Here is a 20,786-nt window from a genome sequence, read left to right as displayed (position 1 = left end):
ATCTGCGTAATCTGCAAGAGGAATATGTTTCTTTAGTAATTATTTCTGCATCATAATTTTTATTGAATACATTTTAAACAGGCTCTTAATTCATACTCAAAAGCCTTTAACGTTTACTAAATTACAGAATATGATACGCAACCTCTTATTAACAGCATGCATGATCAGTGCAGGAACACTTTTCAGCCAGAAGCTTAAAACGGTCTCTTATCAGGACGGTTCACAGAAACTGAACGGCCTGGTAACCTCCAACGCAGGAAAAAAGCTGCCGGGCGTCCTGATCCTGCCCGCCTGGAAAGGCATTGATGATGAAGCCAAAACTGCGGCTTCGGAACTTGAAAAGCAGGGGTATATTGCCTTTATTGCCGATATTTACGGTGAGGGAAATATTCCTGCCGACAATGCTTCTGCCGGTAAAACAGCAGGATACTACAAACAGAATTATGATGCCTACCAGAAGCGTATTTCCCTGGCTTTGGAACAATTGAAGAAAAACGGGGCCATCTCCGATAAAATTGCCGTGATCGGGTACTGTTTCGGCGGAACGGGCGCTTTGGAATCGGCAAGAGGAAACCTTCCGGTTGTGGGTGCTGTTTCCATTCATGGAAGTATTGGAAAGGACCAGACGAGAAAAAACGGACCTATTTCTGCAAAGATCTTGGTTGAAAACCCGGCGGATGACCAGGGAGTAACCCCGGAAGATTATAATAACCTGATCAAAGAAATGAATGAAGGCAACGCGGACTGGCAGATCATCACCTACGCCCACTCAAAGCATACTTTCACCGATCCGAAATCACCTGATTATAATGAAGTGATGGCGAAAAGAGCCTGGAATCATACGTTGTTGTTTTTGAAGGAAATACTGAAATAAATTTCATTTATTTCAATGTAACAATGTTATCCGTTTAACAGTGTAACAATGGTTTTACCGCGAATTGGTCCATTGCTACACTGCTATACCGGTATATTTAATCTTCTCTGTTCACCAGATCCATCGAAAATGCAGGAAGGCAAATGGCAATATATTCGCAAGGTTCTGAAAAAGGGTTGCTGTAACGTACTCTTGCTCCTTTTTCTATTAGAATGCTCTGCCCTTTTTCAAGGATGATGATTTCCCCATCTATCTCAAACTGTTTTTTCCCTGAAATGATAAGGGTAAATTCATCAAACTCCGGAGTCTGGTGCGGCTCGCTCCATTCCGGCGGCGCTACCATATGGGCAATGGAAACATTGGAGTTTCCTGTAGAATTCCCCCAGTGTTCTTCTATAAGTTTTCCATCTGTGGTAGGAACTACAAACGGTGCTTTTTGAATTTTATATTTTTTCATGAGTGATCTTCTTTTTTGATTTCATATACAAAATTAGTCCTTGCAGGCTCTGCAAAATAAGCCACTTCCTCTTCTGCAATCTTCTTTCCGCCTATTCTTTCCAGAGCGGTCTGAGAGCGGAAATTTTCTTTCCCGATATGGAAATGCACTTTGTCCACGTACCGGAAGATATAATCCAGCATCAGCTTTTTCACCTGCGGATTGATGCCTTTTCCCCAGGATTTTGTCCCGTAGAAGGTGTATCCTATGAAAATATGGCTCTCCGTTTCGTCAAAATCATAAAAACGCGTGCTGCCTAAAACATCTCCCGAAGATTTTTCAATGATCTTAAAGGCCCCGCCACTTTCCATGGCTCCTTTAAAAAAGTTTTCAAAAACCTCTCTTTTATAGCGGTCTTTATTGGGATGCTGCTCCCAAACCCGCGGATCTGAAGCCACCTCGTATAAAGACTCAAAATCCCCTTGCTGCAAGGGGATTAATTGGTATTCCTGATTTTCTAAAACAGGTTGAATTGAAAATTTCATTCTTTAGCTTTTGGCTTTTGCAGCGTCTGCTTCTATTTTCTTGATTTCTTTCAGTTTATCTGAAATTTTGATCACGGCATCAGGTTTTGCAGGTTTCAAAGCAACTTCTGCCTCAGCCATATCCCATTTAATAACAAGGTTTCCTGAGTTTTCATCGGTCGGGTTCAATGTAATTTCAAACCATTCCTGCTTGTCTGCCAGTTTATTAACAGGTACTGTAACATCTACCACATCCTGTTTAGGATCATAGGTATAAGCGCCCCACTGCTGGAAATCTTTATTTAATATTACTTTCCACTCTTTTTCTGTAGGAACGATAAAAAGACCGTAAGTTCCTGCCGGAACCATCTTTCCACCGAAATTAACAGACTGCCCGAATGTGATTTTAGTAGATGAGTTAGCGCCCGCTCTCCAAACCTGTCCGTAAGGAACGAGTTCTCCGAAGATCTTACGCCCTTTGACTCCCGGTCTTCCGTAATCAATACTGATTTTAGACATGGAGAACTGCTGTTCTACCTTCTGGCGCGGACTTGCTGCCGGTACTGAGTAATCCTGGGCAAAACTTAAAGCCGAAGCTGATATGCAAAGTGCAAATAGTAACTTTTTCACGTGTAAATTTTTGCCTAAATTTACAAAAATCAAAATAAAATAGCCTTCTCTAATTCCAATAATTTTTGTTTCCTCCATATTCCGCCTGCATAGCCTACCCCTGCTCTGCGGAGCAGGTAAGCATTTCTCCCAGCGGAATCTGTATTTTTTTCCGGCAGATGATTCCCATTGATTTAAATTAATACATATTTGGAATTCTTTACCATACTAAAAATTCATGAAAACGTTTTGTGCCTGACGGATATGTCTTTGGTTATGATGGATGATAAAGCGAAAAGTATCACCCAGTTTCAGTTTGATCAGTTTTGAAATGCTGATGCCAGTTTTAACCGTATTAAGATTGATATCTTTTGCTTTTTCCAGCAATTCTATGAGCTGATACTGCTGTTTTATAAACTCTTCCACTACTTCTTTATCCAGCCGGCTGTTGATGGGATCCATGCTTTTGAAAGTTTTCATTTTGTTCAGTTTTTCCTTAGGAAGCATCGATTCAGCAAAGTAGTTTCCCAAGATTCCGGATTTGAAAACAGAGGCAGGTGAAGTTTTTGATGAAGAAATTCTCCTGCTGATCTCAGGAATATAAAATTTTCCGTAAAGATTGAGATGTTCAAGGCATTCCAGTACGCTCCAGCTTTTATCTGAAATTCTGGAATTAAGCTTGTCATCCGGTTCCCGCAGAAAGTTTTCAGCATAGCGGATATGTTCTATAGTTAATGCTTTCAATTCGTCCAGTAATCCTGATGCAGATATTTTCATTGATGATTTTTATGCAAATTTCGGGATCGTTTTTTTCTTAAATCTTGACTGAACTCAAGATTTTTTGAGCCTTGACAAGGTTTCCGGGGACATTCTGAGATAGTTGGCAATATATTTATTGGGAACTTCCTGAAACAGCTTCGGGCTTCTTTTTAAAACTCTTTCAAAACGTTCTTTTGGCGAGTGGGTCAGCAGGTCTTTTTCTCTTTCGATCTGCTGGAGTACAAGATCCTCCAAAATATGGATCCAAAATTTAAGATTTTCTTCCCCGGACTGAATGAATCTGTAGAAGTCTTTTTTTCCGGCCGTTCTTACCGTGGTTTTCTTAATCGCCTGAATATAGAAATCCGATGGTTTTCCGGACAAAAAGGAATCGAGGGAAACAACAATATTTCCCGTATATCCGAAGCGGATGATCCTTTCTTCATTTTGGTCCATGATAAAGATCCTGATGCTGCCGTTTTCCACAAAATAAATATGGGTATCGGTATTTCCTGAGACTTTCAGAAATTCATTTCTTTTGAATTCCTTTTTCTCCCAATGCAGTCCACTGTTAAGCAGTTTTTGAATCATTTGATATTGGTATTTGCCGTTCCAAAGATAATAGGTAATTTTAAAACTCCGGAATTTAACCGCTAATCACTTTATAATGTTCAAAAAAACAAGCTTTATCCTACTTTTTTCTGCCGGCCTTTTCAGCATACACGCACAGCAGACGATTCCCTTCAGAATTACGAAACATAATAATATCATTGTAAAAACCCTGGTGAATAAAAAAGATTCTCTGGATCTGATGTTCCAGATTGCTATGGAGGATGCTTCGATTTCTCCGGAAAGGCAGCGCAAAGCAGACCATATTATTTTCAGCCAGGAAATAAGCGAAAAAAATACGGTCCGGATTGGAAAATTAAATATAGATAACGTTCGTTTTTTTGACAATGAACTTACGGGACAGGAAGCGGACGGAAAGATAGGAACGGGAATGTTTGCGGGAAAAACCTTTAAAATTGATTATGACAACAACAGGTTTGAAATCTATGACCGCCAGCCTGATCTGAAAGGTTATCAGCCGATTATGCTCCTGAATGATAAAGGTGCTTTTTATATTGCAGCTGATAATGTTATTGACGGCAAGCAGCAACAGGAAGCCTATTTCCTCCTCCAGTCCGGATATCCCGGAGGCCTGCTCTACAGTAACAAGTTTGCCGAAGAAAAAGGACTGAATGAAAAACTGAAAATAACGGGAGAAAAAACGTTAAAAAATTCCAGTGGGAAGAGTATCATCACCAAACAGGGCATTCTTCCTTTTTTTAAATTGGGGAATTCTGTTTTAAAAGATGTTTCAGCAGGATTTTTTGCCGGAGATATGAAAACCCAGACGGTCAATTATTTCGGAGCGGATATGATGAGAAGGTTCAACTGGATCTTCGATGCGGACAGAAAAACGGCATATATCAAGCCGAGCAAGTATTTTTCGGAGCCGTATTATAAGGTTAAATAAGGCCGAAACGCGCATTTACTGATGAGTAAGAGGCTGTTTAAATTTTATTCAATAAAAATTATGATGCAGAAATCATTATTAAACAAAAATATTCCTCCCACAGATTAAGGAGATTGAGCAGGTTTATTTTAGTTATAAAAAATCTGTGTAATCTGCCAAATCATCGAGATTTTAAAAATTTAAACAGCCTCTATATTTATACTTTTAATCTGCTCAGCATGATCATTTTAATACTAACTGTATTTTGTAGACAGTCCTGCTGAGCATCAACTGAAGGTTTACGAATAGTGTTCATAAAGTATTTTTTAAAGCACTTTTAGTCTTAAGTCTGGGTATTTCAAAATCAAAAAATGTAAAGTCTGGGATGTTTCCTTAACAAAATAGCCTGACAACGGGGTAAAACTTCTTTGGCGGCCACTTTTATATTTCCGCCAACCTGCATAATATGATATAAAAATGCCTGCTATATATTTGATATAGAAAAATATAGAATGTGGCTTTCCAAGAATGTAAAAATCTGTATTGTCATCTAATGTAAATCGAATTGCAGTGATTTTCCATTTAGAGATTATAGAATCAGGATACATATTTTCGGTTTTTATTTTGGTGATCCGGGACGGATCTATTTCCAGACTATTAAACATTATTTTGTCTGTTAAATACAGTGTATTCAGATTTATTCCAAGCTTTTGTACAATGATAACTGTATCAATCAGCCAGATCAATATAAACGTTATAGCTGCAAGCACAGAGAAAGCCTGTAATGTATGGTTGAAGAAAACGCCGGTAAGACCGCAAAATAAGGCCATGGGAAAAACATTATACCTTAACCTGTCGAAAAAATTACCACTGATCCTCATAATAGTTGCTGCTAACGTTCCAGAGTTTTGGGATCGGACGGATTTCCGAACCTCAACGCTCAACTAATATAAAAAAATCAAACGAAGAACGACACTTACAGCAGTCCTTTTGTAAAGATATTTAAAATAAGATAGCGCCCTCCAGTTCCAGAAGTTTCTGTTTTCTCCATATTCCTCCGGCATAGCCTACCAGTTCACCATCTGATCCTATCACCCTGTGACACGGAATAATGATAGCGATTTTATTGATTCCATTAGCCGTTCCCACGGCACGTACGGCTTTAGGATTACCCAAAAATCCGGATTGCTGCTTGTAGGTACGGGTTTCTCCTGCGGGTATCTCTTGTAAAAGCTGCCAGACTTTCTTCTGAAAATCGGTTCCGGTGATGTAAAGAGGTACATCAAACTGTGTCCTTTTTCGTTCAAAGTACTCGCTCAGCTCTTCTTCCAGCTGTTTGAAATGCTTATTTTCACCCTGAATGATTTCTGCATTCATTGCCTTGGACAGGCGGGCAAGCTGCAGGTCTATATTTTTCCGGTCCGTAAATTCAAGCAGGCAGATTCCCTCTTCACAGGCACAGGCAAACATGGGGCCTAGCGGAGTCTCTATTCTTTTCAGGTCAATGATTTTCTGGCGGCCTGTATTTTTCGGTGTAGTACCAATTATATCTTTGAACCGTTCATTGAAGCCGCTTAAGCTTTCGTAGCCTGATTCCATTGCTACTTCTATGATACTTTCACCGTTTTTTATTTTCTTAAATGCCTGATTCATTCTGAATTCTCTTTGAAAAACCTGGAATGTCATTCCATGGTTTTTCAGGAACCAGCGCCTGATGGTTACCGGTTCAATATTTCTTTTCAGAAGATCTGCATCTTTGATTTTTAATGATTCATGCTGTTGCAGCTCATCCAGCAGATCCTGAATGTATTGGGGTGTTTCATTGAGTTTTTCAAGCGGTCTGCATATTTTACAAGGTCTGTAGCCGTTTTCTATGGCTTTTTCGGTATTGGTAAAGAATTCCACATTTTCTCTTTTGGGTTTTCGGGCAGTACAGGTGGGCCGGCAGAATATACCTGTCGTTTTTACGGCCATCCAGTAAATGCCTTCAAATGAGGAATCTTTTTCTAAAGATGCCCGATACATCCTTTCTTCTGTAAGTTTCATTATCTCTAAAAAACCGGAGAAAAACTTCCGGCCTCTCCAATGGCTTTTAATGTGGTTTCCAATTGCCCATAAATATAACCATTTAAGAAGTTTCCTGATGAAATTCTTTTAACACCTAATCTTTTAAGGGTTTTAAAATCCGGAAGTTCCGGCATACACATAACACTGAATGGAAGCTTTGCCGTCTTAATAACGGTTTCAATATCCTTTACCTGGGTAATGCACGGGACAAAAATTCCGTCCGCTCCTACTTCCTCAATGATTTTTATCCGCCCGACGGTTTCTTCTGTGGCATTTTCTACGCCCAGGAGAAACGGATCTATTCTGACATTGATGAAAATGTCAATATCCTGATCTTTAAGTTTGAGAATGACTGCATTTAATTTTTCATAAAAATCATGGGTACTCAATAGTTTTCTGGTTCCATCCATGATGATGCTGTCTTCGATATTGATTCCGACAACTCCGGCCTTCGCAAGCCTGGAAATGTTTAAAACAATTTCATCCGCGGTTTTCCCATAACCTCCTTCCAGGTCTACGGACAGGGGAATTGATATGGATTTTAAAATTCTTTCAATGATATAAAAATACTCATCAAAGCTTATATTTTCGCCGTCTTCGTATCCCAGACTAAATGCTACAGCCGAGCTTGAAGTCGCGACTGCTTTGTAGCCCTCTTTTTCATATGCCCTGGCGCTTTGTACATTCCAAACGTTTCCTATTAATAATGGATCATCCTGCTTATGCAGTTCTCTGAATCTCTGAATTGCCGTCATTTTAATTTTTTTATAAAAGTACTGGGGATCTTATTTTTATGCAACCGAAAAACGGACAAGTATTTATATTCTTTTTACGGTACAATTAAAGCATCCCGGTTTTGCATTATGCAAATGTATATATTCAATGTTTGGATTTTCCAGAATTTGCAAAAGTTTGTCTTTTAAAAATTTGCCTTCGGAAACATCAGCAACAACCATCATTGCATCTTTGCTATACCCCCGGATTGAAAGCAATCTATGATTGAACATTACCGGAATCTCATTTTGTGCATACGTTTTTGTTAATTGATTGGCCCGTAAAAAAACAGGCCCGCTGGCCCGATACGGAGAATTGACATTGTGAAAATCATAGTTGAGGAGAAAAACCATTTCACCGATCCCGGCATCTTCCAGAGTAATCCTGCAAGGAAAACCCGGAAATTTGTCCACTTTCATCTTTTTAATATGATTCTCTGCGAGCTCAGTTTCTGATAAATCATTCAAATATTCAAAATCTAAATGATTCAATGCTTCCAATTTAAAATTATTCATTTCTTTTTTTCTACAAATTTAAACGGAAAGGATTCCTATTACAACCGAAAAACGGATATGTATTTTTTAATGGAAATAAAAAATAAACCCCGCAAGAAAACTTACGGGGCTTGAATTATATATCTGGTTCCGAAATTACATCGTCTCCATTTTGAAACTCATGCTTTCAATAACTTTTAGAATCGCTTCTACCGTGTCCATTGAGGTTAAACAAGGAACACCGTTCTCCACACTCATTCTTCTGATCTGGAATCCATCTCTTTCTACCTGTTTACCTTTGGTCATGGTATTCACTACGTACTGTACTTTTCCTTTCTGGATCAGGTCGATCAGGTTGACATCATCTTCTCCGATTTTGTACCCTATTTTACAAGGAATTCCCTGTTCTCCGAAGAATTTGGCTGTTCCTTCCGTTGCCCAGATTCTGAAACCAACTTCATGGAATCTTGCCGCCAGATCCGCAGCTTCCTGCTTGTGCTTATCTGCCACTGTAAACAAAATTGAACCGTGCATCGGGACTTTTCTTCCTGCTGCGATCAGTCCTTTGTAAAGGGCTTTTTCCAGGGTTGTGTCTTTCCCCATTACTTCTCCTGTGGACTTCATTTCCGGTCCTAGAGAGATGTCTACTTTCGTCAGTTTTGAGAAAGAGAACACGGGAACTTTTACGTAAACTCCTTCTTTTACCGGAGCAAGACCGTTCTTGTACCCTAAATCTTTCAGTTTCTGACCTAAAATAGCTTTTGTTGCTAAGTTCGCCATCGGAACTTCTGTAATTTTAGACAGGAAAGGAACTGTTCTTGATGAACGTGGATTCACTTCAATTACGTATACATTTCCTTCGAAAAGAACGTACTGGATGTTCATTAAACCAATCACATTCAATCCTTTTGCCAGTCTCTGGGTGTAATCTACCAGGGTATCAATTTCCTGAGGCGAAACATTCTGAGGCGGATAGACTGCAATGGAGTCTCCGGAGTGCACTCCCGCTCTTTCGATGTGTTCCATGATTCCAGGAATAATGACTGTTTCGCCATCGCAGATTGCATCTACTTCAACTTCTTTTCCTGTAATGTAACGGTCCACTAAAACCGGATGTTCCGGGCTTGCATCTACCGCAAATTCCATGTAGTGAGCCAATTCGCTTTCGGTGTAAACAATTTCCATGGCTCTGCCTCCCAATACATAACTTGGACGAACCAGAACCGGGTACCCGATCTCGTTGGCAATTGTAATGGCTTCTTCTTTTGAAGTTGAAGTTTTTCCTAAAGGCTGTGGAATCCCCATTTCCTGAAGGGCTTTTTCAAACTTATCCCTGTTTTCAGCTCTGTCTAAATCTTCTAATGAAGTTCCCAGAATTTTCACTCCGTAACTTGCCAGCTTATCTGCTAAGTTGATGGCTGTCTGACCTCCGAACTGAACCACCACTCCCATAGGTTTTTCAAGATCTATGATACTCATTACATCTTCTTCCGTTAAAGGCTCGAAGTATAATTTATCTGAAATTGAGAAGTCTGTGGAAACGGTTTCCGGGTTGTTGTTGATGATGATAGCTTCGTAACCCATTTCTTTGATCGCCCAAACCGAGTGAACGGTTGCGTAGTCAAATTCAACTCCCTGCCCGATTCTGATAGGTCCTGAACCCAGAACAATGACTTTTTGCTTATCCGTTACTACGCTTTCATTTTCTTCTTCGTAAGTTCCGTAGAAATAAGGGGTTTCACTTTCAAATTCTGCGGCGCATGTGTCTACCATTTTGTAAACCGGTATCACGCCGTTTTCTTTTCTGAAGTTATACACTTCTCTCTGGGAAGATTCCCATAAATGAGCGATATTCTGATCTGAAAAACCTAATTTTTTAGCCTGAATTAAAGTTTCTTTGTCGAATTGATGAGCAGCAATTACTTTTTCAAAATCAACAAGCTTCTTTAATTTCCAGATGAAGAATTTATCAATTTTACTCCATTCTACAATCTGTTCCCAGTCGTAACCTCTTCTTAAAGCGTCACAGATAATAAACAGTCTTTCATCATCACAAACTCTGATTCTTCTTTCGATATCTTCATCCGTTAAAGCTGCGGCCTGTTTTGTTTTTAATCCTAAGTGTCTTAAACCAGTTTCTAAGGAACGAACGGCTTTCTGTAAAGATTCTTCGAAGTTTCTTCCGATGGCCATTACTTCTCCGGTCGCTTTCATCTGGGTAGACAGTCTTCTGTCGGCTGTTTCGAATTTATCGAACGGGAATCTCGGGAACTTGGTTACCACATAATCAAGGGCAGGCTCAAAACATGCATATGTTTTTCCTGTCACCGGATTCATGATCTCGTCAAGCGTTAAACCTACTGCTATTTTTGCAGCAATTTTCGCAATCGGATATCCTGTCGCCTTACTTGCCAGTGCTGATGAACGGGAAACTCTAGGATTCACCTCGATGATATAGTAGTTGAATGAATGGGGGTCTAAAGCCAGCTGAACATTACATCCTCCTTCAATTCCCAGGGCTCTGATGATCTTTAGGGAAGCGTTTCTCAGTAACTGGTACTCTCTGTCAGAAAGTGTCTGAGAAGGCGCCACTACGATAGAATCTCCTGTGTGAACGCCTACCGGATCTATATTTTCCATGTTACAAACCACAATCGCATTGTCGTTGGCATCACGCATTACTTCGTATTCAATTTCCTTGAAACCAGCAATGGATCTTTCGATAAGACATTGTGTAACAGGGCTGTATTTTAATCCTAATTCAGCAATCTCTTTCAATTCAGCTTCTGTAGAGGCGATGCCCCCTCCTGTTCCTCCCATTGTAAAGGCAGGACGAACAATTACCGGATAGCCGATTTCATCAGCAAAACGGATCGCTCCTTCTACTGTAGTCACGATATCCGATTCAGGAACCGGCTCATTCAGTTCTCTCATCAGCTCACGGAAAAGGTCTCTGTCTTCCGCTCTGTTGATGGCAGAAAGCGTAGTTCCCAAAACTTCCACTTTGCATTCTTCAAGAATTCCTGATTTTTCCAATTCTACCGCCATATTCAGACCTGTTTGTCCGCCAAGAGTCGGTAAAAGGGCATCCGGGCGCTCTTTTCTGATGATGTGGCTTACAAACTGAAGGGAAATTGGCTCGATATATACTTTATCCGCGATTTCTACATCAGTCATAATGGTTGCAGGGTTTGAATTGATCAGAATCACCTTGTAGCCTTCTTCTCTCAAAGACAGGCAGGCCTGCGTTCCTGCATAATCGAATTCAGCTGCCTGACCGATGATAATAGGTCCTGAACCGATTACTAAAATTGTTTTTATGTCGTTTCTTTTCATTTTTTTCTTTTTTATTATTCCATGGATTGCATCCGTGACTATTATTGTTGAACCATTTCATGGTTCTTTTTGGGCAGCCACGGAGTGGCTGAATTTTAATAGCCGTAGGTGAAACCTATGGATTGGATAGTTAATCACATTCCGACAACCCATTTATGGGTTGAATATTATTTACCACAGATATTTTTCATCGAATTCAATTCCATGAGATTTTAGCAAATTCTTATATTCAATCTCAAAGGATTCATTTTTATGATGTTCTTTTTGATTTTTAATATAATCAATGATCATATCTTTTTCTCTTTCTGAATAAGTGAATGCACCGTAACCACTTTGCCATTCTTCAAAATCAGGGAATAATCCGCTTTGCTTTATCCACAAGTTGCTTGAAACCTTTATATCTTTTATAAAACTGCTTAAAGAAACTGAAGGATGCAGGTCAGTAAATAAATGAATATGATCCGGCATTCCATTAATTCTATAAAGTTTACAGTTTTTATTTTTGACAATTCCCCAAATGTATTTATATAATTGATCTTCATGCTCAATATTTAACACAGGCTTTCTGTGCTTCGTACTAAATACAATATGATAATAAATTTGGCGAAAAGTTGACATTTATAAATGCAAATTACTGATTATTCTTATTCTTAAAATCCTCCATTAAATCGATGAAATCATCAAATAAATAATTGGCATCTTCAGGGCCCGGGCTTGCTTCCGGATGGTACTGAACTGAGAAACAAGGGTGAATTTTATGTTTCAGTCCTTCGTTTGTTCTGTCGTTCAATGCGATATGAGTTTCAATAAGATCCGTATCTTTTAAACTTTCCTGATCAACCGCATAACCGTGATTCTGAGAAGTGATTGCCACTTTGTTTTTCTCTAAATCCAAAACCGGATGGTTTCCTCCTCTGTGTCCGAACTTCAGTTTGAATGTCTTTGCACCGCAAGCCAAACCGATTAATTGGTGCCCTAAACAGATTCCGAAGATGGGAACTTTTCCTAATAATCCACGGATCATTTCTAATGCCTGTGGGTTGTCCTCAGGGTCGCCGGGACCGTTTGAAAGCATAATTCCGTCCGGATCCATTAACAGGATTTCTTCTGCTGTTGTATCCTGGGAAACCACTGTAATATCACAGTTTCTCTGAGACAATTCTCTGATAATTCCCAATTTGGAACCGAAATCTACCAGCACTACTTTAAATCCTCTTCCGGGATTCGCGTAAGACGTTTTCGTAGAAACCTGCTCTACCTGATTGGTTGGGAAAACCGTTGATTTTAATTCTTCAACGATTGTGCTTTCGTCAGTATCATCGTTGACGATTTTACCTTTTACAACTCCGGAATTACGAAGAACTCTTGTGAGCCTTCTGGTGTCGATTCCGGAAATTCCTGAGAGGTTTTTCCTTTTAAATAATTCATCCAAGGTCATCTGAGTACGGAAATTGGAAGGAAGATCGCAAACTTCTTTTACGATAAGCCCTTTAATAGCCGGCTCGATACTTTCATAATCATCACGGTTAATACCATAATTCCCGATAAGCGGATAGGTCATGCAAACAATCTGACCGCAGTATGACGGATCGGAGATCAGCTCCTGATAGCCTGTCATTCCCGTATTGAAAACCACTTCTCCGGCAGTTTCTAATTCTGCTCCGAAACCTTCTCCATGAAATACTTCACCGGACTCCAGTATTAATTTTTTCTTCATTTTATTTTATCTCTTTATTCTATTTTATCTTTTTTTAACCACCCCGTCAAAAATTCTTTGAATTTTCGCCACCCCTCCAGAGGAGAGGAATTTTTGTAGGTTCAAGCTCCCGAACCCAAATCTCAAAACTTGTTATCTATTTAAAAGTATACCCTTCCTTTTCCAGGGTTTCTTTTAAAATGGCCATTCTTGCGAATACGCCGTTCTGCATCTGTCTGAAAATTCTTGAACGTTCACACTCAACAAGGTCTGTATCAATTTCAACACCTCTGTTGATCGGAGCAGGGTGCATAATGATCGCGCCTTCTTTCATTGCTTTTTCTCTTCCTTTTGTAAGACCGTATTTCCTGTGGTATTCGGAAGCAGAATAGCTCATTTTCGCATCATGTCTTTCATGCTGGATTCTTAGCAGCATTAATACGTCTACCTCAGCGATTAACTGATCAACCGGCAAGTAGGTTCCGTTGATTAAAGCGCCTTCGTCGAACCACTGTTCCGGACCTGAAAAATATACTTTTGCGCCTAATCTTCTTAAGGCTTCGGCATTTGAATTGGCAACACGGCTGTGTTTTACATCTCCTACGATTCCTACTTTTAAGCCTTCGAATTTTCCAAATTCCTGATAAATCGTCATTAAATCCAGCATGCATTGGGACGGGTGGTTTCCTGTTCCGTCTCCTCCGTTGATTACAGGAATGTTTATATTGTTCAACTCGTCAAAATATCTGTCTTTCTTATCTCTGATCACGACAAGATTTACGCCTATGCTTTCAATCGTCTTTACGGTATCGTATAAACTCTCGCCTTTATTCACAGAACTGTTTGCTGCATCAAAAGGTACTACCTGCAGGCCCAGCTTTCTTTCTGCCATATCAAAACTTGTCTTTGTTCTTGTACTGTCTTCAAAGAAAAGATTTGAGCAAAAAACCTCTCCTTCTATTTTCGCAGTTTTCCCGTTGGCAAAAGCCAGTGCTTCGGCCAGTATACTGTTGATTCTCTCTGTACTTAGTTCTGTAATCGTAAACATAATTCTTAATTTTTGAGCATAAAAAAAGCGAAGACAGGATCTTCGCTTAATAATAATAAATATCGTAAAGGGCGCTTTCGCCCGGTAAATCTAATGATATAAACACTCTTTTATTCATTAGGTGCAAAGATACAAAAATTTTACGAACCTGCAAAACCAAAGTTTCAAATAAATTAAAACTCTTATTCTTTCCTTATTTTCATTTATAATTGATATTTTTGTTAAAACTCAAACCTATTCTATGGATTTAAAAGACAAAATGATCCTCAGCATTATTCAGGAAGACTCTACCTTATCTGTGAAAGAAATTTCAGAAAAGATAGGTCTTACGTTTACGCCTACTTATGAACGTATCAAACAGCTGGAAAAGCAGGGCATCATTGAGAAATACGTTGGTCTTTTGAACCGTGAAAAGCTGGGTCTGAATATTGTGGTTTACTGTAATGTTCGTCTCAAAGAACAATCCAAAAAAGTTTTAGAAACTTTTGAGAAAAACATTATGCAACATGATGAGGTTCAGGAAATTACCAGTCTTTCCGGCGAATATGATTATATGCTGAAAATCATTGCAAAAGATATTAATTCTTATAATGATTTTACGGTGAATGTGATTTCAAACATTCCTAATATCGGGCAATATCATAGTTCTATTGTGCTTCATGAGGTGAAAAAATCTACTAAATTTAAAATTGATTTGGGATAGTTAAGGATTTCGCAAGCGAATTCTGATAAACTATTAGAACATCTATGTTTTAAAATCTATAATTTTCTTAAATAAACTTAATAACTTTAATCCTCTTAATGGTTCAAAATTAACCCAATAGCTTATTTTTCAATTTATTAAACTGATATTCTATTTTACCCAGACAAAGATTTCCGATGCTTCCCTGATGGGTATGATTCAAATTTTTAATTTCAAAATCAAACTCATTATTTTCAATCTCCTGCCCTACTTTTACATAAGCATCACGGAATGAGCTTCCCTTTTTCACTTCTTCATTGATTTTTTCTACGCTGAAAAGATATTTGTATTTTTCATCTTCCAGAATTCCGTCTTTTACCTGGATATTAGGCAACGTATAGCTCAAAATCTCCAGACATTCTTTCAGCGAATCAATAGCTGGGAAAAGAATTTCTTTGGTCAGCTGTACGTCTCTGTGATACCCTGACGGCAGATTATTCGTTAATAAAATGAGCTCATTGGGCAAAGCCTGAATTCTGTTGCATCGTGCACGTACCAACTCAAAAATATCCGGATTTTTTTTGTGCGGCATAATGCTGCTGCCGGTGGTAAATTCTTTCGGAAAGCTTATAAAATCGAAATTCTGGCTCAAATACAAACAGACATCGTATGCAAATTTACCTAGCGTTCCGGCTAAGGTAGCCATGGCCATGGAGAGCATTTTTTCGGATTTTCCACGGGTCATCTGTGCGTATACGGAATTATAGTTCATTGACTGAAAACCCAGGTTGTAAGTTGTACTTTCACGATCAATCGGGAAAGAGGAACCGTAGCCAGCCGCTGAACCAAGCGGATTTTTATTAATGATATTCTTCACCGAAAACAACAGTTCAACATCATCCAGCAATGCTTCGGCGTACGCTCCAAACCACAATCCAAACGAAGACGGCATCGCGATCTGAAGATGGGTATAGCCCGGAAGGAGTATATTTTTATGCTGTTCAGCTAATTTGATTAAAATCTGGAAAAACTCATCCGTCAAAATGGTCATTTCACGGATCTCATCTAACAAATAGAGTTTAATATCCAGCAGAACCTGATCGTTCCGTGATCTTGCCGTATGAATTTTCTTTCCGGTATCGCCTAATTTTTCAATTAAAATCGCTTCAATCTGTGAATGGATATCTTCTGCACTTTTATCAATTTCAAAAGTTCCGTTTTCGATATCTTTCAAAATCCCTTCCAAAACAGACAATATCTGCTTTGATTCTTCATTGGAAATAATTTCAACTTCTGCCAACATTTTACAGTGTGCCATGGAACCTTTAACATCATATTTTGCTAAACGTTCATCAAAATCAAGGTCTTTCCCAACCGTGAATTTATTGACTAATATATTGGTGGCATTATCGTCTTTCTGCCATATTTTTTTCATAATTTTTTCTTTTAAAATTCAGTTTTGCTTTGACTTGCTCAGCAGAGCTTCTTTCATTCTTCATAAAACTTTAAACATTTCCACATTTTTAAGCTTTTCATTCTTAATTTTAATTTTTGCATAAATCTTTATTAAAAATATTCAAACTTCATCGTCTGCTGAGTGTTGTCAAAACATTTATTTTTTAGATATTAGATGTTAGATATTAGATATTAGTGCCATCGTATGCATAAATTTCCGGCTTCTAACTTCTAACTTCTAACTTCTCTCTTTATAAAACTTTTTCTAAGATCCTGATATAGATCTCGATTCCTTCTTCTATTTCTTTTATATAAATGTATTCATCTGCCGTGTGGGAGCGCGTGCTGTCGCCGGGACCTATTTTAACGGATGTGCATGGAATAATCGCCTGATCTGATGATGTTGGCGAACCATAGGTTGTCCTCCCTGTTTCCAGACCTGCCTGAACAAAAGGGTGATCCATTTCGATTTTTGAGGAATTCAACCTGAAAGACCTGGCCGTTAATGTTGATTTCATGTGTGACTGAATGATTTCAAATGCTTCTTTATTGGAATATTCATCCGTAACCCTTACATCCAAAGTGAAGGTACAGGCTTCCGGAACTACGTTATGCTGAACCCCCGAATGAATTCCTGACAGCGTAATCTTAACTTCCCCCAAATAATCTGAAACCTTCGGAAATCTGAAACTCAGAATATTCTGAAGATCTTGCATACATTTTACAATGGAGTTATCATCGTTCGGATGAGCAGCATGAGAAGGAGTTCCTTTCATTTCCCCGTCTATCACCAAAAGTCCTTTTTCCGCGATCGCCAGATTCATCTGCGTGGGTTCTCCTACAATGGCGAGTTCGATATTCGGAAGCTGTGGAAATAAGGCCTCAATTCCATCAAATCCTGAAATCTCCTCCTCAGCCGTCAAAGCAATAACTAAATTAAATTTTAAATCTTCTTTTTCATAAAAGTGTAAAAAAACCTGAGTCATGGAAACCAGAGAAGCTCCGGCATCATTACTTCCCAATCCGTACAGTTTACCGTCCTTTTCAACCGGAAGAAAAGGATCTGATGTGTATGCTTTATTAGGTTTTACCGTATCATGATGTGTATTCAGCAGAATGGACGGCTTGAATACGTCAAAGTTTTTGTTGACTGCCCAAATGTTGTTTTTAAAACGTTTTGCAGGAATATGATGTTCTTTAAAAAAATTCTCAATTTCTACGGACGTATTGTATTCATCCTTGCTGAATGAAGGAATTGCGATCAGTTTTTTCAGCAATTCAACTGCCTGATTCAGTAGCTCTTCTTTATTATAAACAGATTTCAGTTCCTGCATGATGGTTTTCTATATGGTTTTTTAATTCGGTTTCTTTAATCAGGAATACCTTGTTTACGTTGTTTTTTATTGCTCCAAGCGCGTTTTCTAATTTGGGCAGAATTCCTTTATGAAGTTTTCCTTCATTTTTCAATGTTGAAAATTTTTCTTCCGAAATATTTTTTATAACAGATTCAGGATTTCCGACATCTTCCAAAACCCCTTTTTTATCGAAACAATACAACAGCTCAACATCATATTTTGCAGATAAAGCCTGAGCAATGACTGAAGCAATCGTATCTGCGTTGGTATTGAAAAGATTTCCCTTTTTGTCATGCGTAATCGCTGAAAAAACAGGGACAAGCTTAAGCTTAATCAATTTTGAGATCAATTTCCTGTTTACGCTTTTCTTCTCAATATCCCCTACAAATCCGAAATCTATTTCCGCATGTTCTCTTTTCCTTGCTTTAATTAAATTCGCATCGGCTCCGGAAAAACCTATTGCCCTGCATTTTTTCTGCTGAAGCTTTGCCACAATATTTTTATTGATACTTCCTGCATACACCATTGCCACAATATCCAGCGTATCTTTATTGGTGATTCTCCGTCCGTTGATCATTTTTTGTTCAACACCTAATTTATCAGCCAGAGTGGTTGCCAGTTTTCCGCCTCCATGAACTAAAATTTTCTTTTCGTTAATTTCAGAAAACTGCTCTAAAAATCCGTCCAGTAATTGTTCATCATCAATTAGATTACCGCCGATTTTTATGATGTATAATTTATCTTTCATTGCAAACCTTTTTTGAGAACCTTGACAAGATTTTAAACCTTGACAAGATTTGCGAGTGAAACCTATGAGGTTTAATTATTTTGAATTAATTTCGTCCAAAATTTCAGAGAAAACCGTTTGGGCAGAAAAAATCCGGTTTTTGGCCTGTTGATAAATGATGGAGTTTTCCCCGTCCATTACTTCATCACTCAATTCTACATTACGTCGGACAGGAAGGCAGTGCATTACTTTTGCAGCGTTGGTATTTTCGAGTTTTTCTCTGGTCAGCATCCAGTTTTCTTTTACTTCCGGCATAGCTGCGTATTCATCGAAAGAGGACCAGTTTTTCACATAGATAAAATCGGCATCTTTTAAGGCTTCATCCTGGTTATGGATTACTTTGGTATCTTTTGTGAAACTTTTATCCAGATCATATCCTTCAGGGTTAGCAATCACGAAATCAACATCCATTTCCTGCATCCATTCTGCGAAAGAATTTCCAACGGCCTGAGCAATCGGTTTAATGTGCGGCGCCCAGGTCAGAACCACTTTCGGCTTGTGATCTTTTTTCCAGTTTTCTATAATGGTAATGCAGTCTGCCAGACTTTGAAGCGGATGTCGTGTGGCAGATTCCAGAGAAACTACGGGCACTTTGGCATGCTGCTCAAACTGACTCAGGATACTTTCATTAACATCGTCTTCTTTAGACTTCATTCCTGCAAAACAACGCACTGCAATGATGTCACAGTATTGGTTTAATACCTCGATGGCATCTTTAATATGTTCAACAGTGTCACCATTCATTACGGCTCCGTCTGCAAATTCCAGATTCCAGGCTTCCTGGGCTGCATTTAAAGTCAGGACGTTCAATCCTAAATTCTGGGCTGCGATCTGGCTGCTTAAACGGGTTCTCAAACTTGAATTTAAAAATACAAGTCCTATGGTTTTCCCCTTTCCTTTTTCTGTTTCGGAATGGGGATTTTCTTTAATCTGTAAAGCTTTTTTTATGATTTCCTGTAAGTTTTTTACGTCGCTTACAGAGGTGAATTTTTTCATCTGATAATTTTTTATTCTACATATTAGTGGGTGAAGGTTATTAATGTAAAGAAGGCTAAGATTTTTAATCTGTTGTTATGTTCGCAATGGCATTTCACTCAGCAAAAAATCATTTTAACTTCCCAAATCATTTTTAAATTTCCTCCAGTACTGTTTTTAAAGCATCGACAAAAAGATGGGTCTCTTCTTTTCCGATATTAAGAGCCGGAAGGATCCTCAATACACTTTTGTCATTGGAATTTCCTGTAAAAATGTGATGATCATACAATAAGCTTTTCCTCACTTCTGAACAGTCCTGATCCAGCTCTATTCCGATCATTAATCCTTTCCCCCGGATGGATTTGATATGTGGAAGATCTTTAATTTCGTTTTCAATATAATCACCCATTTTCTGAGCATTTGCCGTGAGATTTTCATCCTTCATCACATCCAGAACAGCGATTCCCGCAGCACAGGCCAAATGATTTCCCCCGAATGTTGTTCCCAGCAAACCGTTGCTTGCCTGAAACTTTGGATGAATCAGAACACCACCGATCGGGAAACCATTCCCCATTCCTTTTGCGGTAGTGATCATATCCGGTTCAATTCCAAACTCCTGATGGGCAAAGAAATATCCGCTTCTCCCGTATCCTGACTGAACTTCATCGAGAATCAGAGCTGCATTGTACTTTTCACACAGTTCTTTAATTTTGGACAGGAATTCTGCTGCCGGGATCACAATTCCGCCCACACCCTGAATTCCTTCAATGATAACGGATGAAATTTCACTTCCCTGAGTTTCAAAGACCTCTTCAAACTGTTTGATATCATTCCATTCAGATTTGATGAATCTTTCAGAAAAATTGACAGGAGCAACAATTTTTGGATTGTCAGTTACAGAAACCGCCGCAGAAGTTCTTCCGTGGAATGATCCCGAGAAATAAAGCACTTTACTTTTTCCGTTATGGAAAGATGCCAGCTTCAAGGCATTCTCGTTAGCCTCAGCCCCTGAATTGCACAGGAAAAGATTATAATTTTCATATCCTGAAAGTTTTCCTAATTTTTCAGCCAGTTCAGTCTGTAATTCGTTCTGAACAGAATTTGAATAGAAAGAAATTTTCTCTAACTGTTCTTTTAATTTATTTTGATAATGCGGATGATTGTGTCCGATGGAAATCACTGCGTGACCTCCGTAAAAATCCAGGTATTTTTTTCCTTTATCATCCCAAAGGAATGAACCTTTGGCTTTTACCGGATTTATGTTGAATAATGGATATACGTTGAATAAATTCATTTTTTTGTTTTAATTAATTTCTTTTGTCTTGAAACAAAAGAAACAAAAGTTCAAGACTGGAAAATTCCGCTAAAAATTATTTCTATTCTCTAAAAATTCTAAAACTTGCGCGAATTCGGCATT

At 38.6% G+C, this 20,786-nt stretch carries 20 protein-coding genes; 3 read left to right on the top strand and 17 right to left on the bottom strand.

The annotated features are described in order from the left end of the window. The first annotated feature begins 130 nt into the window (after positions 1–130). The gene (locus IX38_RS15305; protein ID WP_034706414.1) at positions 131–874 is read left to right on the top strand and encodes a dienelactone hydrolase family protein; all 744 of its coding nucleotides are present in this window, start codon (positions 131–133) and stop codon (positions 872–874) included. A gap of 97 nt (positions 875–971) precedes the next feature. On the opposite strand, the gene IX38_RS15300 is transcribed toward IX38_RS15305, so the two are convergent. From IX38_RS15300 to IX38_RS15280, 5 genes are all read right to left on the bottom strand, one after another. Continuing rightward, a complete protein-coding gene (locus IX38_RS15300) occupies positions 972–1,331 on the bottom strand; it encodes a cupin domain-containing protein (RefSeq protein ID WP_034706413.1) in 360 nt (119 codons plus the stop codon). Continuing rightward, a complete protein-coding gene (locus IX38_RS15295; protein ID WP_034706412.1) occupies positions 1,328–1,855 on the bottom strand; it encodes a GNAT family N-acetyltransferase in 528 nt (175 codons plus the stop codon). Before IX38_RS15295 ends, IX38_RS15300 begins: the two co-directional genes overlap by 4 nt. 3 nt (positions 1,856–1,858) lie before the next feature. Further along, a complete protein-coding gene (locus IX38_RS15290) occupies positions 1,859–2,464 on the bottom strand; it encodes a DUF2911 domain-containing protein (RefSeq protein ID WP_034706494.1) in 606 nt (201 codons plus the stop codon). A gap of 207 nt (positions 2,465–2,671) precedes the next feature. Continuing rightward, entirely contained in the window at positions 2,672–3,220 is a 549-nt protein-coding gene (locus IX38_RS15285) for a DinB family protein (RefSeq protein WP_034706411.1), read from the bottom strand. 54 nt (positions 3,221–3,274) lie between these two features. Then, positions 3,275–3,793: a Crp/Fnr family transcriptional regulator gene (locus tag IX38_RS15280; protein WP_034706410.1), complete on the bottom strand. Its 519-nt coding sequence runs from the start codon at positions 3,791–3,793 to the stop codon at positions 3,275–3,277. Positions 3,794–3,869: 76 nt separating this feature from the next. On the opposite strand from IX38_RS15280, the gene IX38_RS15275 reads away from it, so the two are divergent. Beyond that, positions 3,870–4,721: a hypothetical protein gene (locus tag IX38_RS15275; RefSeq protein WP_034706408.1), complete on the top strand. Its 852-nt coding sequence runs from the start codon at positions 3,870–3,872 to the stop codon at positions 4,719–4,721. Between the two features lie 981 nt (positions 4,722–5,702). Here IX38_RS15275 and IX38_RS15265 read toward each other — a convergent pair. The 7 genes from IX38_RS15265 to IX38_RS15235 form a co-directional block, all read right to left on the bottom strand. After that, a complete protein-coding gene (locus IX38_RS15265; protein ID WP_034706404.1) occupies positions 5,703–6,746 on the bottom strand; it encodes a bifunctional transcriptional activator/DNA repair enzyme AdaA in 1,044 nt (347 codons plus the stop codon). Between the two features lie 5 nt (positions 6,747–6,751). After that, positions 6,752–7,522, bottom strand: coding sequence for an isocitrate lyase/PEP mutase family protein (locus IX38_RS15260; RefSeq protein ID WP_034706403.1), 771 nt, complete (start codon positions 7,520–7,522; stop codon positions 6,752–6,754). A 63-nt stretch (positions 7,523–7,585) separates the two neighbouring features. Continuing rightward, entirely contained in the window at positions 7,586–8,056 is a 471-nt protein-coding gene (locus tag IX38_RS15255) for a DUF1203 domain-containing protein (RefSeq protein WP_034706402.1), read from the bottom strand. 135 nt (positions 8,057–8,191) lie between these two features. Then, positions 8,192–11,371: a carbamoyl-phosphate synthase large subunit gene (gene carB, locus IX38_RS15250; protein WP_034706400.1), complete on the bottom strand. Its 3,180-nt coding sequence runs from the start codon at positions 11,369–11,371 to the stop codon at positions 8,192–8,194. Positions 11,372–11,542: 171 nt separating this feature from the next. Then, a complete protein-coding gene (tnpA, locus tag IX38_RS15245; RefSeq protein ID WP_034706399.1) occupies positions 11,543–11,989 on the bottom strand; it encodes an IS200/IS605 family transposase in 447 nt (148 codons plus the stop codon). 13 nt (positions 11,990–12,002) lie between these two features. Further along, positions 12,003–13,088 carry a carbamoyl phosphate synthase small subunit gene (locus IX38_RS15240; protein WP_034706397.1) on the bottom strand — a complete coding sequence of 362 codons (1,086 nt, stop codon included), beginning with the start codon at positions 13,086–13,088 and terminating at the stop codon, positions 12,003–12,005. Positions 13,089–13,224: 136 nt separating this feature from the next. Continuing rightward, complete coding sequence (locus IX38_RS15235; protein WP_034706396.1) at positions 13,225–14,115, bottom strand: aspartate carbamoyltransferase catalytic subunit; 891 nt, start codon at positions 14,113–14,115, stop codon at positions 13,225–13,227. Positions 14,116–14,356: 241 nt separating this feature from the next. On the opposite strand from IX38_RS15235, the gene IX38_RS15230 reads away from it, so the two are divergent. Further along, positions 14,357–14,818, top strand: coding sequence for an Lrp/AsnC family transcriptional regulator (locus IX38_RS15230; RefSeq protein WP_034706394.1), 462 nt, complete (start codon positions 14,357–14,359; stop codon positions 14,816–14,818). A gap of 109 nt (positions 14,819–14,927) precedes the next feature. Here the strand turns inward: IX38_RS15230 and argH are convergent, their stop codons facing one another. From argH to IX38_RS15205, 5 genes are all read right to left on the bottom strand, one after another. Beyond that, positions 14,928–16,232: an argininosuccinate lyase gene (argH, locus tag IX38_RS15225; protein ID WP_034706392.1), complete on the bottom strand. Its 1,305-nt coding sequence runs from the start codon at positions 16,230–16,232 to the stop codon at positions 14,928–14,930. 271 nt (positions 16,233–16,503) lie between these two features. Beyond that, the gene (locus IX38_RS15220; protein ID WP_034706390.1) at positions 16,504–17,586 is read right to left on the bottom strand and encodes a M20 family metallo-hydrolase; all 1,083 of its coding nucleotides are present in this window, start codon (positions 17,584–17,586) and stop codon (positions 16,504–16,506) included. After that, the gene (gene argB / locus IX38_RS15215; protein WP_034706388.1) at positions 17,561–18,355 is read right to left on the bottom strand and encodes an acetylglutamate kinase; all 795 of its coding nucleotides are present in this window, start codon (positions 18,353–18,355) and stop codon (positions 17,561–17,563) included. The genes IX38_RS15220 and argB overlap by 26 nt, the downstream gene beginning before the upstream one ends. Positions 18,356–18,430: 75 nt before the next feature. Continuing rightward, entirely contained in the window at positions 18,431–19,390 is a 960-nt protein-coding gene (locus tag IX38_RS15210; RefSeq protein ID WP_034706387.1) for a Rossmann-fold NAD(P)-binding domain-containing protein, read from the bottom strand. Positions 19,391–19,523: 133 nt separating this feature from the next. Further along, complete coding sequence (locus IX38_RS15205) at positions 19,524–20,663, bottom strand: aspartate aminotransferase family protein (RefSeq protein WP_034706386.1); 1,140 nt, start codon at positions 20,661–20,663, stop codon at positions 19,524–19,526. Positions 20,664–20,786 lie beyond the last annotated feature (123 nt).

The sequence above is a fragment of the Chryseobacterium luteum genome (assembly GCF_000737785.1).
Lineage (GTDB): Bacteria > Bacteroidota > Bacteroidia > Flavobacteriales > Weeksellaceae > Chryseobacterium > Chryseobacterium luteum.
Note: the sequence above shows the minus strand (reverse complement) of the source record. Positions and strands in the feature narration are given on the sequence as shown.

Excerpts from the sequence above, each read along its gene's own strand:
- IX38_RS15255 (WP_034706402.1), bottom strand. The coding sequence starts at position 8,056 with ATGAATAATTTTAAATTGGAAGCATTGAATCATTTAGATTTTGAATAT.
- IX38_RS15280 (WP_034706410.1), bottom strand. The coding sequence starts at position 3,793 with ATGATTCAAAAACTGCTTAACAGTGGACTGCATTGGGAGAAAAAGGAA.
- tnpA (WP_034706399.1), bottom strand. The coding sequence starts at position 11,989 with ATGTCAACTTTTCGCCAAATTTATTATCATATTGTATTTAGTACGAAG.
- IX38_RS15220 (WP_034706390.1), bottom strand. The coding sequence starts at position 17,586 with ATGCAGGAACTGAAATCTGTTTATAATAAAGAAGAGCTACTGAATCAG.
- argH (WP_034706392.1), bottom strand. The coding sequence starts at position 16,232 with ATGAAAAAAATATGGCAGAAAGACGATAATGCCACCAATATATTAGTC.
- IX38_RS15305 (WP_034706414.1), top strand. The coding sequence starts at position 131 with ATGATACGCAACCTCTTATTAACAGCATGCATGATCAGTGCAGGAACA.
- IX38_RS15275 (WP_034706408.1), top strand. The coding sequence starts at position 3,870 with ATGTTCAAAAAAACAAGCTTTATCCTACTTTTTTCTGCCGGCCTTTTC.
- IX38_RS15235 (WP_034706396.1), bottom strand. The coding sequence starts at position 14,115 with ATGTTTACGATTACAGAACTAAGTACAGAGAGAATCAACAGTATACTG.
- IX38_RS15300 (WP_034706413.1), bottom strand. The coding sequence starts at position 1,331 with ATGAAAAAATATAAAATTCAAAAAGCACCGTTTGTAGTTCCTACCACA.
- IX38_RS15240 (WP_034706397.1), bottom strand. The coding sequence starts at position 13,088 with ATGAAGAAAAAATTAATACTGGAGTCCGGTGAAGTATTTCATGGAGAA.
- IX38_RS15260 (WP_034706403.1), bottom strand. The coding sequence starts at position 7,522 with ATGACGGCAATTCAGAGATTCAGAGAACTGCATAAGCAGGATGATCCA.
- carB (WP_034706400.1), bottom strand. The coding sequence starts at position 11,371 with ATGAAAAGAAACGACATAAAAACAATTTTAGTAATCGGTTCAGGACCT.
- IX38_RS15285 (WP_034706411.1), bottom strand. The coding sequence starts at position 3,220 with ATGAAAATATCTGCATCAGGATTACTGGACGAATTGAAAGCATTAACT.
- IX38_RS15295 (WP_034706412.1), bottom strand. The coding sequence starts at position 1,855 with ATGAAATTTTCAATTCAACCTGTTTTAGAAAATCAGGAATACCAATTA.
- IX38_RS15265 (WP_034706404.1), bottom strand. The coding sequence starts at position 6,746 with ATGAAACTTACAGAAGAAAGGATGTATCGGGCATCTTTAGAAAAAGAT.
- IX38_RS15210 (WP_034706387.1), bottom strand. The coding sequence starts at position 19,390 with ATGAAAAAATTCACCTCTGTAAGCGACGTAAAAAACTTACAGGAAATC.
- IX38_RS15205 (WP_034706386.1), bottom strand. The coding sequence starts at position 20,663 with ATGAATTTATTCAACGTATATCCATTATTCAACATAAATCCGGTAAAA.
- argB (WP_034706388.1), bottom strand. The coding sequence starts at position 18,355 with ATGAAAGATAAATTATACATCATAAAAATCGGCGGTAATCTAATTGAT.
- IX38_RS15230 (WP_034706394.1), top strand. The coding sequence starts at position 14,357 with ATGGATTTAAAAGACAAAATGATCCTCAGCATTATTCAGGAAGACTCT.